Source organism: Pedobacter sp., from assembly GCF_965279535.1.
GTDB lineage: Bacteria > Bacteroidota > Bacteroidia > Sphingobacteriales > Sphingobacteriaceae > Pedobacter.
In genome coordinates, this window is sequence record NZ_OZ257244.1 from 1,273,641 (window position 1) to 1,287,234 (window position 13,594).

A 13,594-nucleotide genomic window follows, 5' to 3' on the forward strand; every position below is an offset into this window, starting at 1 on the left:
AATTATTTTAATATCACCTGATAGGTTTTCCCACTGATGTATTTATCTCTATAAACCAATTGCTCATTTTTATCGGCCACCGATCCTGAAAACAGCAATACGTATTCAAAGCAATCCTTAATCCCGTTAGCAACGGGTATAACTCCGCTGGGTAACTCTTGCTTACCTCTATTTAAGCGAAAAAAGCAGCTGTCTATACCATACTCCATTTTTTCATTAAGTTGTTTACGGTCTTTAAAATCGGCTGGCAAATGCGCAAATACTCGAATTCTAAAAGCGAGATCTTCGGCATTCTTTTCTTTTACCTGCTGCACCTGAAGGGTTATCTGATCATCTCCGTTTTGCCCCCTGCGATTTTTTGAACAGCCCATAAACAGCAGCACTGCCATAATGAGGTACATTAGCTTTCTCATTCTTTTTCTTTGTATATAAATCTTAAACTCCTTTGGTTGCCATCGGGCAGATACACTTTCATCACATATGAATAACCTGCTTTGAAAGAGCTGTTGTGGCTGATATCCAGGTTAACTTTATTATGACCACGCTTAAGTGTTATGTTAGGCAGGCTCCTGACTTTGGTGTTTGGATGACTTACACACTGAATTTCATACCGTAGCTTTTGCTGGGTATAAGAGTTAACCACAGCAAAGCGGATGAAGCCATCTGCCACATAATAATTGCCTTTTACCAAATCTTCAATATCGCGGTAACCGAAATCATCCTCCAGTATGGTGGTCACTGTATCCTGGCATTTTAACTCAAACGACCAGACTTCAGATCTGTTAATTACTGTTTGATCTTTATAGGCCGTAACCTGCCATGCATATTTTTTACCCTGCACCAGCTCTTTTGAATTTGGCGGATACATTAACAGATTGGCCATTACGCCTTTTTGATTCACAATCGGAAGATTGTAATTGAGTGCTTCTACCGCATTTTGCTTTTCTTTCATCTCTACCAATATTACCTGATAGAGCAAGCCAGGAATAGCAGGAACCGAAGGTTGCCAGGTCATTAAAGGTCTTTTTTCACAAATTTCGTCCTGATCATACGGCTCAATCAAATCGAGTGGTGCCGGTGGACTAATTTCATGGCTAAATACCTGCCCGGAAATAATTTCCTCACTTGATGAAGCGGAAAGCAGGTTAAACTCATACTCATAATCGCCTTGCGGGAAATACTGATTTCTCCTGATAAAATTTGCCGTTGGATTTTGGCTTAATGCAATATTAGCCGAACGTAGGATGTTGGCCGGAATAAGGTTATTACCAGGACCAATGTTGAAATTACCTGTTTGTACAACTGCAATTTTCCCGGCTTTAGCTTCACTTACAACAATATTAAGGCGTACACTTTTTACACCTGAAAGGTTATAAATACTGGCCTTGAACAAACCATTCAATGTTGTTCCATAAACTTCTGGTACAAATTGAATGCTGGTTTGCGCACTCAATAAACCTGTAGTAGAAAAACAACCCATAAAAAAAATCAATCTTAGTAATCTCATTGTCTGTCCAAATAATAGTGTATAGATAGTTCTGCTCTGGTAGTTGAAAATAAATCAGGATATGAAGGGCTGATGATATTCTTTCTCAAATCCAGATAAGCGTTTATATCGAAGTGTTTGAGTAGCATAAACTGTACGTTTTGCCTGATACCGGCTTGTCTGGCCAGATGCTGATTGTCCAGATAAGTAATCCCGCTGGATAGGCTTACCGATTTAAAAATCTGGTATTGCAAGGAAACATCGGTATTGAGCATATTGCCCATTACCGTTGTGGTATTTAATTCTTTGTTGTAGAAAATGGTTCCATTAACCGAGAAGCCTTTAAAAAGCAGGGTTTGCAAGTAGTTAAACTGTATTAAGCTGGCTTTTAACATGGTTTGCGGGTTATTCATTTGTTGTTTAGCCAGCCCTGCGTGTGTAAATGCATTCAGCCCCAGAAAGCGATAACTACTATTTAAATCCAATTGAAGTTTCGCTGATGAATATACTGGCGTAGTATTCCCCGCAACTTTGTCTACGCCATTATCTATATATTTTAACCCGATGGTAGATTTCTTCGAAATCCGGATCTTAGAATCCAGTTGAATGTTATGATTCTGCCAATGAGCATTATCAGTAGCACTAATCGGCATGTTCTTAAAATCTGTACGCATGGCCAGCGTTAACTTATTTTTAAACATGCTTTTGCGAATATTGGCACCAAAACGCATGTTCAAATTGCCGATACCCTGCTGCCCTGGATTTTGAAAGCCTGCGCCTGAGTAGTTTACATAAACAGTACTCTTCAGGTTCATTTTCTTTGAATCAATAGCATGGTTTACACCAAATGACATGGTTTCAAAAAAGTCGTCTCTAAAATAATTTCCATTCGTATTACGGTCAATCATTAATTGGTCCGGCCCTAGGCTAACTAAATTTTTATATTGTGTTGAAGATTTAGAGATATCAAAATTTAATGTACCGGCTTTCTTTAACTGTAAGGCCTGGCTTACGGTAAAAACCAGGTTATTTCTCGGTACAGCATTTAAATTAGTGCTAAGGCTATTGGAAAACTGCTTGTCGTAAACCCCTATCCAGCTCAATTTACCTGAGCCAAAAGAAAAATTGGTAGTGGGCACACTGAGGTAGGTATACATTCTTGGAATAGCAAAAGTGGAGCTTTCAAAACCAGCATCCTTATTGTAACCAACGTCTTTATTGGTACTTAACCCCAGCCTTACCGGCCCCCTTGCTGTTCGCAATGAAAAATTAAACCCATTTAAGAAAAGATCTCGGTTTAAAAAATTACCTGGAAGTACACTGCCGAAATTCCCGGCCTGAAATTCTCCTATTCGCGAATAGGAACGTTGTAACCAACTCAGGTTTTTATTTTTGCTTAGCTCGGCAATGAAAAAGGTCTCCAATTCTTTTTGGCTGATCTTGTTCTCAGCAATTTTTTGAAATAGAGCAATTTTCTCTGGGTCGAGTCCGCTTGAAGCCAGTTCTGAACGAACAGTTTGAATTTCCTTTAATAATGCAGCTTTCTTTTGAAGTAATAAACTGGATAACGAATCTGACTGTTTGGAATATATGTCTTTACCTTTTTCTTGTATTTCAGTTTTAAGGTTAGCAAACAAACCATCTATTTTTTGATGCAGGGCCGCTTCATCCATAGTAACCAATTCTCGTAATGCAGCAGGATTATTTAATAAGCTGGCCAACTCCGCATTTCCGGTTAATTTATTATTTGCAATTCCTGAAAGTTTGGTTACTACCTTTTTCTTAAGATCTGCCTCCAAACTTTTACCGCTTAATACATTCTTCTTAAACTGGTTATACCGCTCTAAGTCTGCTTTAAAGAAACTGTTAAAATTAGGGCGGGGTACATCAAACTTAAAAAGATTACCCTGATCCGGACGGAAGCTTCGAATGGCATTATAGTTATTCATAATTGCCAAATCCAAAGGCAGCCCATACACCTTTAGTGTACCATTAAAGGTAAGGTTGTTTAAAAAGTTCTTTCCAGATACCGGCGTTTCTGGCTTAATGTATTGACTTGCATTCTCGACGGAGAAATCAGAAAGATTAATCTTTTTCTTGTCTTTCTTTAAACCGTCGCCAAGGAGTAACTTGCCTAAATCAGATTGTTTAAGCTTACTATCTAACTGCTGTTTTAATACATTTTTTTGCTCGGCGAGCTTTTTCCCAATAGAATCAATGTTTTTTGCCTTAGCTAGCCTGGCTTTCAAACTATCGCTTTCTTTTTTAAGGGCAGGCAAAGTTTGTCCGGTAACTTTAAGGGTTCCCATGGCCATAAAAAGTAAGGCGCACACTCTTATCAATGATGCGTTCATATGCTAAATTTTAGTACGCATCAGCATTTCACAGTTTTCCTGCAGGGCTTATTACTCTGGAATAGACTATCAATGAGGCGCGTTTCTTGTTTGTTTGGTATCGCTGAAGAATAGGGAATCTTCGTCAACGAAGTTCAATAAAAAATGTCGCTCTTAAAATCATCCAACATGCTATAGGTTTCAATCCGCCCTATCGATTGACCAAAACCATAAATTGGTTGATCAATTGCCGGATTTTGCAGTTATTTGCTGAAACACTATATTTGTTACAAATTTGTTACATCTAATACGCTCTTTATGAAATTAAACTGTATTGCAGTTGATGATGACCCTGATAATCTGGAGGTTATCTCAGAATACTTGTCTAAATTTGACAACTACAGGCTCTTAAAAACTTTCACTGATCCCATAAAAGCCCTCGAATTCCTCAATCAGCAAGAAAGAACGGATTATCTCTTTATGGATGTAGAAATGCCCCAAATGTCGGGGCTTGAACTCTCTACATTAATCAGAGATAAAGCCGAATATCTTATTTTTACAACCGCCCATGCGCAATATGCATTGGATGCTTTTGATATTAGAGCGGATGCTTTTTTGCTAAAACCTTATTCTTTTAGTCGTTTTGCTCAGGTACTTTCTGGTTTATCTGTTAAAAGGCCCGTTAGCATAAAAAATCCCGAAGGATTTTTCTTTATTAAAAATCGCAATGAAAAATCCAAGCTGGTAAAAATCCGTTATGATGAGATTATTGCAATAGAAAGTATTCAAAATTACATTACCATATATATACCAGAAAAAACAGTTGTAGCCCATTTAACCCTTTCCAAAATCAAGGATATTCTAAAACCCTGGCAATGTTTCGTCCAAATACACCGTTGTTTTATAATTTCCAAACATCATATTGAAGAAATTGACAACAACTTAGTACGAATGAAGAACAACATATGGATTACTATAGGAGAAAACTATAAAAACGAGCTCAACCATTTTATAGGTACAAATACCATCAAAACCGGGAGCCGGGTTTAAGCTAAAATATACACCTGTAATATTCCTGTTAGCGCTTCATTATCGGGATAATATCTCTATCTTGTAGCACTAAGATGTGTGTATGAAAGATTCTAAAGAGATTTCCAGGTTAATTGCTGAGTTCGAAAAACAAGAGCAGGCGCTGGTGCTTGATAATCTGCTGTTTAAGGAAACGGTTGATACACTTCGCATTGCAGAGGAGAAAAGTGCGGTATTGAATTCCATTGTCGAAAGTTCGGATGATGCCATTATTAGCAAAGACCTTAACGGGATAATAACAAGCTGGAATACTGCGGCTTACAAAATATTTGGTTATACAAGTGAAGAGATTGTTGGCGAATCGATATTAAAACTTATCCCCAGGGGCCGCGAAGATGAAGAAACACATATCCTTAATCAACTTCGTCAGGGAATTCGCGTAGATCACTTCGAAACCAGAAGATTGCGCAAAGATGGTAACCTGGTAGATGTATCGCTTACCATATCTCCTATTTTAAATGAAGAGGGTTCCATTATTGGTGTATCTAAAATTGCCAGAGATTTAACTGCCCATAGAAAAGCTGAAGTAGTTAGTGAACGTTTAAGTGCTATTATTAACTCTTCTGATGATGCCATTATCAGCAAAGACCTGAATAGCATTGTTACCAGCTGGAACGATTCTGCCGAGCGCATATTTGGATATACTGCAGCCGAGATGATTGGTGAATCCATTCTTAAGATTATTCCTCCAGACCGCTACACTGAAGAGCCACGGATCCTCTCACAACTTAAGCAAGGCAATCGTGTTGATCATTTTGAAACGGTGCGCATGCGCAAAGACGGTGGATTAATCTACGTATCACTCACCATATCGCCCATAAAAGACCGAAATGGTGATATTGTGGGGCTCTCTAAAATTGCCAGAGATATAACCGAAAATAAGTTAATGGAGAAGAAGAAAGACGAATTCATTGGATTTGTTAGTCACGAACTTAAAACTCCACTAACTTCACTCCGCTCCTACGTTCAGATTGCCCTTCATAAGGCACGTCAACAGGAACTGGATTTTATTGCCAATGCGCTTTCGCGTGCTGAAATTCAGACCAAGAAAATGGAGAAAATGATTTCAGACTTTCTCAGCGTATCCCGTTTCGAGGAAGGAAAAATGCAACTGGAAATCAGCAGGTTTGACATTGTTGGCTTACTTAAAAGCTGCATTGAAGATGCCAGTATTCTATCATCCAGGCACCCGATCATTTATGAGGGAATACAGGAATGTTATGTAAATGGTGATATAGAGAAAATTTCGCTGGTTATGACCAACCTTATTGGTAATGCACAAAAATATTCACCCGAACAGGGAAACATTACCGTTAGCTGCATCGCTAACGATAAAAACGTTACCATTTCTATCCAGGATGAAGGAATAGGTATCTCTGAAAAGGACCAAAAGCAGTTATTTCAAAAATTTTATCGCGTAAATAGTGAGAAAACCAGATTCATTAGCGGCTTTGGTATAGGTTTGTATCTTGTATCCATGATTCTGGATCTCCATGAATCAAACATTAGGGTAAAAAGCTGCCAGGGAGAAGGATCAACATTCTGTTTCGATCTCCCGGCTGCAGTTTAACATTATCTTCTTATCCTGCTTGGAGAAAAAGCAATTAAGTAATCTGCACCCTGCTGCGAATCAATGGCTAAACCAGTAACCTTTACCTTAGGCTGTAGCTTTAAGTTCATCATTACGGTATTCGAAAATTCTTCCATTATTTTGCGGTCTACCTTTGTAGATACTGTTGGATAATAGTTCCTTTCAATCTCTGCTTTAGAAGTTTCGGTAACCTGGCAGAGCTTCCACTCCTCATCGCGTTTAATTCCGTTTTCATCATTCGAATTATTCAAATGGAATAAAAATACTTTTGCCTGTAAGGCTATGTTTTCATTTTGCATAATAAAATTTTAACCGGCCAAATGGCCATTTATAAATAGGGATGCGCTAATTACGCAGAAACGCCCAATTTTTTTATGTGTGATAGATGTGAGATAAATGCACGTAACATGGTTCGGTGTTCCAGATATGAAACGCCAAATTCATTACAGGTTTCTTTCACAAACTCATTGATTTTTGGGTAATGGATATGACTAATGCCTGGAAAAAGGTGATGCTCCACCTGAAAATTTAAGCCGCCCAGAAAAAAATAAGCCAACTTACTTCGCGTAGCAAAGTTTGCTGTAGATGAAATCTGGTGTACTGCCCATTCGTTCTGGATTTTGCCGTTAATATTTCCAGGAAAGCTGGTTCCTTCTACTACGTGTGCCAGCTGAAACACAACACTTAAAGTAAAACCACATACCACCGCAGCAATAAGAAAACCTATAATGGCTTTCCAAAATCCCAATATCAAAATTGGAACCAGTAAATAAACCGATATGTAGGCCAGCTTGGTTGTCCAGAAAATTACATGCTCCCTAACGCTTAAATTCATCTTTTTCCCGGATCTGCCCATTTTTTTTGAAAAGTATTTTTCAAAATCCTGATACAATACCCAGGCCAGGTAAGAAACGCCATATAAAAGAATCCAATAGTATTGTTGAAACTGGTGATGCCATTTTTTATCTTGTTCTGCATGCATGCGCATAAATTTAATATCAATATCATGGTCCATACCTTCAATATTGGTATAGGTATGATGATCGATATTGTGCTTTTGCTTCCAGAAATGTATTGTTCCACCCATTATATTTAAGGAATAGGCAGAAACTTCATTAATCCACTTAAACTTTGAGAAGCTTCCATGCCCACCTTCATGCATCACATTGAAGCCAATAGCAGCGAGATTGGCACCAAAGGCGGCACAGAGAATGATAGCAACTATCCAATGCGGATTAAGAAATACAAGCACAAAATAAATCAGAACAGCAGAAAACACTAAACCCAATCCTTTGATAAAGAGCTTAGTACCACCATTTTTACTTTTTCCTGTTTCTATAAAATAGGTATTAACCTTTGCCTTTAAGGCCTGAAAAAAAGGCGTTGATGTAGATTGAAAAGATATCTTTGACATTGTGATTTAGTTTAGCACCTGAGAGAATTCAACAGGATATTTCCAGTTGTGTGCCAAACAAATAGAATGCGCTTCGCGTAAAGCTATGATTAAAACGCCAGTAATCAATTTTTATTATCTTTTTTAAGTTTATTAATGATAACGGGTTGGTATTAAAACTTTCCTTTGCGCATGGGGTTATATCAGCATGGAAAACATCAATGAACTGGTTATCCCTGCAGCAAGAAAGGGTGAACTGGAAGTTTTAAATGAACTTGTGCGCAGGAATGCTGACCTCAATTATCGGGATGAAAAAGGTTACACCCCACTTATTATTGCCTGTTATAACAATCAGTCCGAAGCAGCCAGGCTACTCCTAAACGCCGGCGCAGATATTAACGCAGCAGATCAGGGCGGTAACACTGCATTAATGGGTGTAGCTTTTAAAGGATGCCCTGAAATAGCAAGCATGCTTATTGAAAATGGTGCAGCCCTAAACCTGCAACATGGCAATGGCGGAACGGCATTAATGTTTGCAGCCATGTTTGGCAGAAATGATGTACTTGCTTTATTAATTGATGCAGGAGCTGATGTTAATGTACAGGATTTACGAGGACAACGTGCAATAGATTATGCTGCGCTACAAGGAAATGAAGTTGGCATTAAGCTTCTGGAAGCCTGCGATGCGTCTGTTAATCTCTCAAAAGCCCCTTAGTAAGGCTTTTCCACTGGGGATAAGACAAGCCTAATTTTGCCGCCATTCCTACAATAAAATTCCGACTTTTATCAAAAAAACTCCCTTTGGCCGTATTAGGCATCTCATTTCTACCATGTTCCTCTGCCGCCACACAAAGTCCGGTACGCCTGATGATAAAGGTAGATGTAGCCGCACGCGTAAGAAAATGTGCCGTTTCTTCTCTTTCTGAAATGGGGTGGCCGCAAGGCCTCACCGTCATGGAAAGCACTTGTTCTTCGGCTTCTTCTATTGCAATAATTTCTTCTATTTTAACCCAATCGTAGCCCATTCCCATGGCCGTTCCAGGGCCAGGAATATCTATACGGATATAATCACCTTCCTGGGCTTCGCGCTCTGCCCTGATTCCGTAGCAATCTATCAGCTGAAAAGCAGAAAGTCCGGCATATTCTCCCCATTGGTTTACAGATAAAAGACGCCTGCTTGCCCGTTCGAATAGCACTATCGCGTCTGTTTGAGCGTGTGCACATCTTTCTTCTACAATATCCATTTGACTGCCCTGCACTTGCACAGGCACAGTTTCCAAATATTTACTATCCTTTTCCATACAGTTTTAGGATAATGGTGAAGAACCAACCTTCTTCACCAGTTTAAACTTATTCTTTTGGTTATGCAGGAATTTTTCTAGGATTTTCGCGTTCCCAGAAACGATGCATAGCAATCATTTGTACAAAAAGAGTGCTCAATGCATCAATATCTGCTGATACCAAAACACCTTCTCTTAAAACCGTTTCTTTCGAATACTCTGCCGGCAATTTTTTAAAGAAATAGGTCGATTCCAACACTTGCAGGGCAGCTTCATCAGCCGCAATGGCTTTACAATGTTTAAAAGCTTCATTTAAGAAATGGATGGCATTGGCTTCGGCTTCTAAACTCGCTACAGAATTTCCTCCTCCCGGCACATAAACTGCATCATACAACACAGAGGCAGCGGTTAAAAAGCTTTCGTCTACAGCAATCTTTTTATTTTCTATAGAAATGATTTCTCCCAGTTTTGGTGCTATAATGTGTACTACTGCACCTGCTGCAATCAATGTATCCTTAACTTTGCTCAACGACTTTTCATCCACACCGTCAGCTGCCAGTACGGCAATTTTCCTGGTTTTAATTGTATCCTTAATGGTTCCTGCCATGCTTAAAGCATCAGATTTAGCTAAACTTCCTTCAGGATTTGCTGAAGCATAATCAGCCCTTTCTCCATCTGCCGGAATACTGTTATTAAGTTCTTCCAAACCAATTTTAGGAATATGTAACCCCAGGGCATAGGCAACTTCAGTAGCCAGGCCTTTATCTATCTGGGCAAGTACGGCCAACATACGTTCACGAATGGCTACAGTTTTTACTTTGCCCAGTTCGAAACTCAATGCATCGATAATGTGGTTCTTTTCAGGATCGCTCTGCGATCTGAAAAACAAGCGTGCCTGAGAAAAATGATCGAAAAAGCTTCTGCTCCGCGCCCTGATTTTTCTGGCATCAATCCGCTCATTGTAACTCACAAACCCACCTTCTTCTGCTTTTGCCTGTTGCGGATCATTACCTGCTATTCCGTTAGGGCCATAGCTGGTTTTACCCCTGTTAATGGTTTGCCTCATGTGGCCATCACGTTGATTATTATGTACCGGAACCACCGGTCTGTTAATCGGAATTTCGTGAAAATTAGGTCCGCCCAAACGAATCAGTTGGGTATCGGTATAAGAAAATAACCTGCCCTGAAGCAAGGGATCATTGGTAAAATCAATTCCCGGTACCACATGGCCAACGTGAAAAGCCGATTGTTCAGTTTCTGCAAAAAAATTGTCCGGGTTACGGTTTAATGTCATCTTTCCGATGCGTTGCACCGGAACCAGTTCTTCTGGAATCAGCTTGGTGGGATCTAAAAGATCAAACTCAAATTTAAATTCATCTTCTTCTGGTACCACCTGCACCCCCAGCTCCCATTCAGGGAAAGCTCCGGCTTCGATGGCATCCCACAAATCCCTCCGGTGATAATCTGGATCTTTTCCAGATATATTCTGCGCTTCATCCCAGGCTACCGAATGTACACCCAATAGTGGCTTCCAGTGAAATTTAACGAAGCTGGCCACACCTTCTTTATTTACAAACCTGAAGGTATGCACACCAAACCCTTCCATCATTCTGTAACTTCTGGGCAATGCCCTATCGCTCATGGCCCACATAATCATGTGTGCAGATTCTGGCATTTGCGAAATAAAATCCCAAAATGTATCGTGCGCAGAAGCCGCTTGCGGGATCTCATTATCGGGTTCGGGTTTAACTGCATGCACCAAATCAGGAAACTTCAAGGCATCCTGAATAAAAAATACGGGCATATTATTACCAACCAGATCAAAATTTCCCTCCTGGGTATAAAATTTTACAGCAAAGCCCCTTACATCACGTGCAAGATCGGTAGAGCCACGTGAGCCTGCTACAGTAGAGAAACGAACAAACACCGGGGTTTCTGCTTCCGGATCGCATAGAAAAGCTGCCCGTGTTAATGCCGACATCTCTTTATATACTTTAAATACACCATGCGCCGCAGATCCTCTGGCATGAACAATACGCTCAGGAATCCGCTCATGATCAAAATGGGTTATTTTTTCACGCAGAATAAAGTCTTCCAGCAAGGTAGCACCCCGCTCTCCTGCTTTGAGCGAATTTTGATCATCGTTAATCTTTACCCCATGATTGGTTGTTAAAAATTCACCACTTGAATCTGCAACAAAAGACGCTAATTTTGTAGTCTTATCGTTTTCCTGCTGACTGGGTGCAGCATTTTTATCAGAAGTTTTCTTGGCCATATTCTTTATTTGTTAAGCTTCTTCAGCTGCTTTGTAATTGATCTCATTCTCGGCAATACCTGTGAGCTTAATATCTGCCTGTTTCTCTTCCTCAAGTGTTTGTGCTAAAATATCTGCCACATCACTTAATCCCAGGGTTGTTGCCAATTGGTGTAGCCCGCCGTAACTGGCAATTTCATAATGTTCTACTTTTTGCGAGGCCAGAATAATGCCTACATCGCGGGTTGCCGTTCCGGGTTCAGTTTCTTCTACTATCCCCTCTGCCTCTTTGGTTAAGCCTTCCATAGCATCGCACTTTTTTGCAACTGGTTTTTCGCCCAGAAGGGAAAAAATATCTTCTAACCTGGACACATGTCCTTTTGTTTCGGCAAGATGCGATTCAATAGCATCTTTCAATTCTGCTGCCGTGGCTGCAGAAATCATTTTTGGAAGTGCGTTCACCAAATGGTTTTCTGCCCAATACAAATCGGCTATACCATCTTTAAATAATGCCTGAAGTGCAGGGGATTCCTGCACAGTAGTTTTGGTTGCGAACTTAGGGTCGCTACCGCTTTCTTTTGTTTTCATAGGATGTATTGTTAGCTATAGTACCTATACAACCCTATGCTTTCAATAATAGTTTTGTTTATTTCATAGTATTAAAAATGAGCATCGCTCACACAAGATTTACTTTCCCTGTAATGCATCATAGCTTGTTATTAATTGGGGATTACATTTCTATTGGAGCTGGCAAGAACATAATATTGGCCAAAGCCTGATTGGGAAACCCCGGGAAAGCATGGCAGCTTATTTAGGGCAAGCCAACTTCTGGTTCGAAACTTTTCAAAACTGGCAGAGCGAATTTCTATCGGTAGCAGCAATTGTTGTGCTCACCATTTTTCTCCGTGAAAAAGGCTCTCCGGAATCAAAGCCGGTAGATGCCCCACATTTAGAAACAGGTAAATAATTAAACTTCATTGTTAAGGGAAATAACCAAAACCTATTTAATAAAACAAGGTTGTATAGATACATACCTTAAAAAACATAATTATGGCAACTACAACAAAAACAGCAGCTAAGACTGCATCAAAATCATCATCAAAAACCGGAAAAATGGAAGATTCAGAATTCCATGAATTCTTTGTCGATGAATTAAAGGATATATACTGGGCAGAGAAACATCTTGTTAAAGCCCTTCCAAAAATGAAAAAAGCGGCAACCAGTCCTGAGCTTGCTGCAGCATTTGAAAAACATACCCAGGAAACTGAAAAACATGTTAGTACGCTTGAGCAGGTTTTCGGGCTTTTAGGAGAAAAGGTAGCTGCAAAAAAATGTGATGCAATGGCTGGCCTTTTGGAAGAAGCTGAAAGCATCATTTCAGATACCGATTCGGGTACCATGATTCGTGACGCAGGCTTAATCCTCGCTGCCCAAAAGGTAGAGCACTATGAAATTGCAACTTATGGAACATTGAGAGTTTTTGCGCAAAACATGGGGCATGATGAAGTTGCCGATTTGCTAACTCAGACACTTGAGAACGAAAAAGCAACCGATGTTGCCCTTACCGAAATAGCCGTTAGCGCCGTTAATGCTGAGGCGGCAGCTGAATAAAAATCATTGTTCAACTATTGCTTTTAAAGATCTCCGGAAAGTTTAGACATTTTTTGACTAGATTTATTATAATGAGCCCGATGGAATATCGGGCTCATTTCATTTCAATATTTTTTGCCTGCCTGTTTTGAATGAAAAATAATATTTTTATGCCCGATAATAAAAGTATATTCAATAAGGGCTATTAATGGAAATCAAAACACACGTTGTTAACGAAATCAGGATTGCAGAAGTTGTTTCTGATGCCATTGTGATCAATAATATAGAAGATGGTAAAGACCTGATGGGTAATTTGTACTATCAGGGTTTTGACAGGATTATCATATACGAATCTCAACTCAGCCCCGAATTCTTCGATTTAAAAAATGGAATGGCTGGCGAAATCCTTCAGAAATTCAGCACCTATCGCGTACGTTTGGTTATAGTAGGCAACTTTGCCGGTTACAGCAGCAAAAGTTTAAGAGATTTCATTTATGAGAGCAATAATGGCAAACAAATCAACTTTTTATCGTCGCTCAACGAAGCCATTGGCCGGCTTTCATGCCGCTAAAAGCATA

The 13,594-nt window shown here is 39.7% G+C and carries 14 protein-coding genes; 6 read left to right on the forward strand and 8 right to left on the reverse strand.

Features of this window, described 5'->3' with window-relative positions; all coding sequences use genetic code 11:
- Positions 1-2: 2 nt before the first annotated feature.
- From ACQY77_RS04960 to ACQY77_RS04970, 3 genes are read right to left on the reverse strand one after another with little or no spacing between them, the layout of a single operon-like run.
- Complete coding sequence (locus tag ACQY77_RS04960; RefSeq protein ID WP_421939090.1) at positions 3-413, reverse strand: hypothetical protein; 411 nt, start codon at positions 411-413, stop codon at positions 3-5.
- Positions 410-1,507 carry a DUF928 domain-containing protein gene (locus ACQY77_RS04965; RefSeq protein ID WP_421939089.1) on the reverse strand — a complete coding sequence of 366 codons (1,098 nt, stop codon included), beginning with the start codon at positions 1,505-1,507 and terminating at the stop codon, positions 410-412. The genes ACQY77_RS04960 and ACQY77_RS04965 overlap by 4 nt, the downstream gene beginning before the upstream one ends.
- Positions 1,504-3,840: a hypothetical protein gene (locus tag ACQY77_RS04970; protein ID WP_421939088.1), complete on the reverse strand. Its 2,337-nt coding sequence runs from the start codon at positions 3,838-3,840 to the stop codon at positions 1,504-1,506. Before ACQY77_RS04970 ends, ACQY77_RS04965 begins: the two co-directional genes overlap by 4 nt.
- 297 nt (positions 3,841-4,137) lie before the next feature.
- On the opposite strand from ACQY77_RS04970, the gene ACQY77_RS04975 reads away from it, so the two are divergent.
- On the forward strand, positions 4,138-4,869 hold the full coding sequence (locus tag ACQY77_RS04975) for a LytR/AlgR family response regulator transcription factor (RefSeq protein WP_421939087.1): 732 nt from the start codon (positions 4,138-4,140) through the stop codon (positions 4,867-4,869).
- Positions 4,870-4,951: 82 nt separating this feature from the next.
- Entirely contained in the window at positions 4,952-6,478 is a 1,527-nt protein-coding gene (locus tag ACQY77_RS04980) for a PAS domain S-box protein (protein ID WP_421939086.1), read from the forward strand.
- 2 nt (positions 6,479-6,480) lie between these two features.
- Here ACQY77_RS04980 and ACQY77_RS04985 read toward each other — a convergent pair whose 3' ends face one another.
- Positions 6,481-6,798: a hypothetical protein gene (locus ACQY77_RS04985; protein ID WP_421939085.1), complete on the reverse strand. Its 318-nt coding sequence runs from the start codon at positions 6,796-6,798 to the stop codon at positions 6,481-6,483.
- Positions 6,799-6,848: 50 nt separating this feature from the next.
- On the reverse strand, positions 6,849-7,913 hold the full coding sequence (locus tag ACQY77_RS04990; RefSeq protein WP_421939084.1) for a fatty acid desaturase family protein: 1,065 nt from the start codon (positions 7,911-7,913) through the stop codon (positions 6,849-6,851).
- 187 nt (positions 7,914-8,100) lie between these two features.
- Between ACQY77_RS04990 and ACQY77_RS04995 the strand changes: the two genes are divergently transcribed.
- Entirely contained in the window at positions 8,101-8,607 is a 507-nt protein-coding gene (locus ACQY77_RS04995; RefSeq protein WP_421939083.1) for an ankyrin repeat domain-containing protein, read from the forward strand.
- On the opposite strand, the gene ACQY77_RS05000 is transcribed toward ACQY77_RS04995, so the two are convergent.
- The 3 genes from ACQY77_RS05000 to ACQY77_RS05010 form a co-directional block, all read right to left on the reverse strand.
- Positions 8,585-9,193: a hypothetical protein gene (locus ACQY77_RS05000; protein WP_421939082.1), complete on the reverse strand. Its 609-nt coding sequence runs from the start codon at positions 9,191-9,193 to the stop codon at positions 8,585-8,587. The genes ACQY77_RS04995 and ACQY77_RS05000 overlap by 23 nt on opposite strands.
- 61 nt (positions 9,194-9,254) lie before the next feature.
- On the reverse strand, positions 9,255-11,447 hold the full coding sequence (locus ACQY77_RS05005) for a catalase (RefSeq protein ID WP_421939081.1): 2,193 nt from the start codon (positions 11,445-11,447) through the stop codon (positions 9,255-9,257).
- Between the two features lie 12 nt (positions 11,448-11,459).
- Positions 11,460-12,014 carry a ferritin-like domain-containing protein gene (locus ACQY77_RS05010; protein WP_421939080.1) on the reverse strand — a complete coding sequence of 185 codons (555 nt, stop codon included), beginning with the start codon at positions 12,012-12,014 and terminating at the stop codon, positions 11,460-11,462.
- A gap of 130 nt (positions 12,015-12,144) precedes the next feature.
- Here ACQY77_RS05010 and ACQY77_RS05015 point away from each other — a divergent pair, with 130 nt between their 5' ends.
- The 3 genes from ACQY77_RS05015 to ACQY77_RS05025 all read left to right on the forward strand — a co-directional run bounded on the left by ACQY77_RS05015 (position 12,145) and on the right by ACQY77_RS05025 (position 13,587).
- Positions 12,145-12,393 carry a DUF6766 family protein gene (locus ACQY77_RS05015; RefSeq protein WP_421942395.1) on the forward strand — a complete coding sequence of 83 codons (249 nt, stop codon included), beginning with the start codon at positions 12,145-12,147 and terminating at the stop codon, positions 12,391-12,393.
- 83 nt (positions 12,394-12,476) lie between these two features.
- Positions 12,477-13,037: a ferritin-like domain-containing protein gene (locus ACQY77_RS05020; protein ID WP_421939079.1), complete on the forward strand. Its 561-nt coding sequence runs from the start codon at positions 12,477-12,479 to the stop codon at positions 13,035-13,037.
- 187 nt (positions 13,038-13,224) lie between these two features.
- Positions 13,225-13,587 carry a DUF4180 domain-containing protein gene (locus tag ACQY77_RS05025; RefSeq protein WP_421939078.1) on the forward strand — a complete coding sequence of 121 codons (363 nt, stop codon included), beginning with the start codon at positions 13,225-13,227 and terminating at the stop codon, positions 13,585-13,587.
- Positions 13,588-13,594: the final 7 nt, after the last annotated feature.

What these genes read in the sequence shown, in the direction of transcription:
- ACQY77_RS04985 (WP_421939085.1), bottom strand. Translation starts at nt 6,798, where the DNA reads ATGCAAAATGAAAACATAGCCTTACAGGCAAAAGTATTTTTATTCCAT.
- ACQY77_RS04965 (WP_421939089.1), bottom strand. Translation starts at nt 1,507, where the DNA reads ATGAGATTACTAAGATTGATTTTTTTTATGGGTTGTTTTTCTACTACA.
- ACQY77_RS05000 (WP_421939082.1), bottom strand. Translation starts at nt 9,193, where the DNA reads ATGGAAAAGGATAGTAAATATTTGGAAACTGTGCCTGTGCAAGTGCAG.
- ACQY77_RS04990 (WP_421939084.1), bottom strand. Translation starts at nt 7,913, where the DNA reads ATGTCAAAGATATCTTTTCAATCTACATCAACGCCTTTTTTTCAGGCC.
- ACQY77_RS04980 (WP_421939086.1), top strand. Translation starts at nt 4,952, where the DNA reads ATGAAAGATTCTAAAGAGATTTCCAGGTTAATTGCTGAGTTCGAAAAA.
- ACQY77_RS04975 (WP_421939087.1), top strand. Translation starts at nt 4,138, where the DNA reads ATGAAATTAAACTGTATTGCAGTTGATGATGACCCTGATAATCTGGAG.
- ACQY77_RS04995 (WP_421939083.1), top strand. Translation starts at nt 8,101, where the DNA reads ATGGAAAACATCAATGAACTGGTTATCCCTGCAGCAAGAAAGGGTGAA.
- ACQY77_RS04970 (WP_421939088.1), bottom strand. Translation starts at nt 3,840, where the DNA reads ATGAACGCATCATTGATAAGAGTGTGCGCCTTACTTTTTATGGCCATG.
- ACQY77_RS05005 (WP_421939081.1), bottom strand. Translation starts at nt 11,447, where the DNA reads ATGGCCAAGAAAACTTCTGATAAAAATGCTGCACCCAGTCAGCAGGAA.
- ACQY77_RS05020 (WP_421939079.1), top strand. Translation starts at nt 12,477, where the DNA reads ATGGCAACTACAACAAAAACAGCAGCTAAGACTGCATCAAAATCATCA.
- ACQY77_RS04960 (WP_421939090.1), bottom strand. Translation starts at nt 413, where the DNA reads ATGAGAAAGCTAATGTACCTCATTATGGCAGTGCTGCTGTTTATGGGC.
- ACQY77_RS05010 (WP_421939080.1), bottom strand. Translation starts at nt 12,014, where the DNA reads ATGAAAACAAAAGAAAGCGGTAGCGACCCTAAGTTCGCAACCAAAACT.
- ACQY77_RS05025 (WP_421939078.1), top strand. Translation starts at nt 13,225, where the DNA reads ATGGAAATCAAAACACACGTTGTTAACGAAATCAGGATTGCAGAAGTT.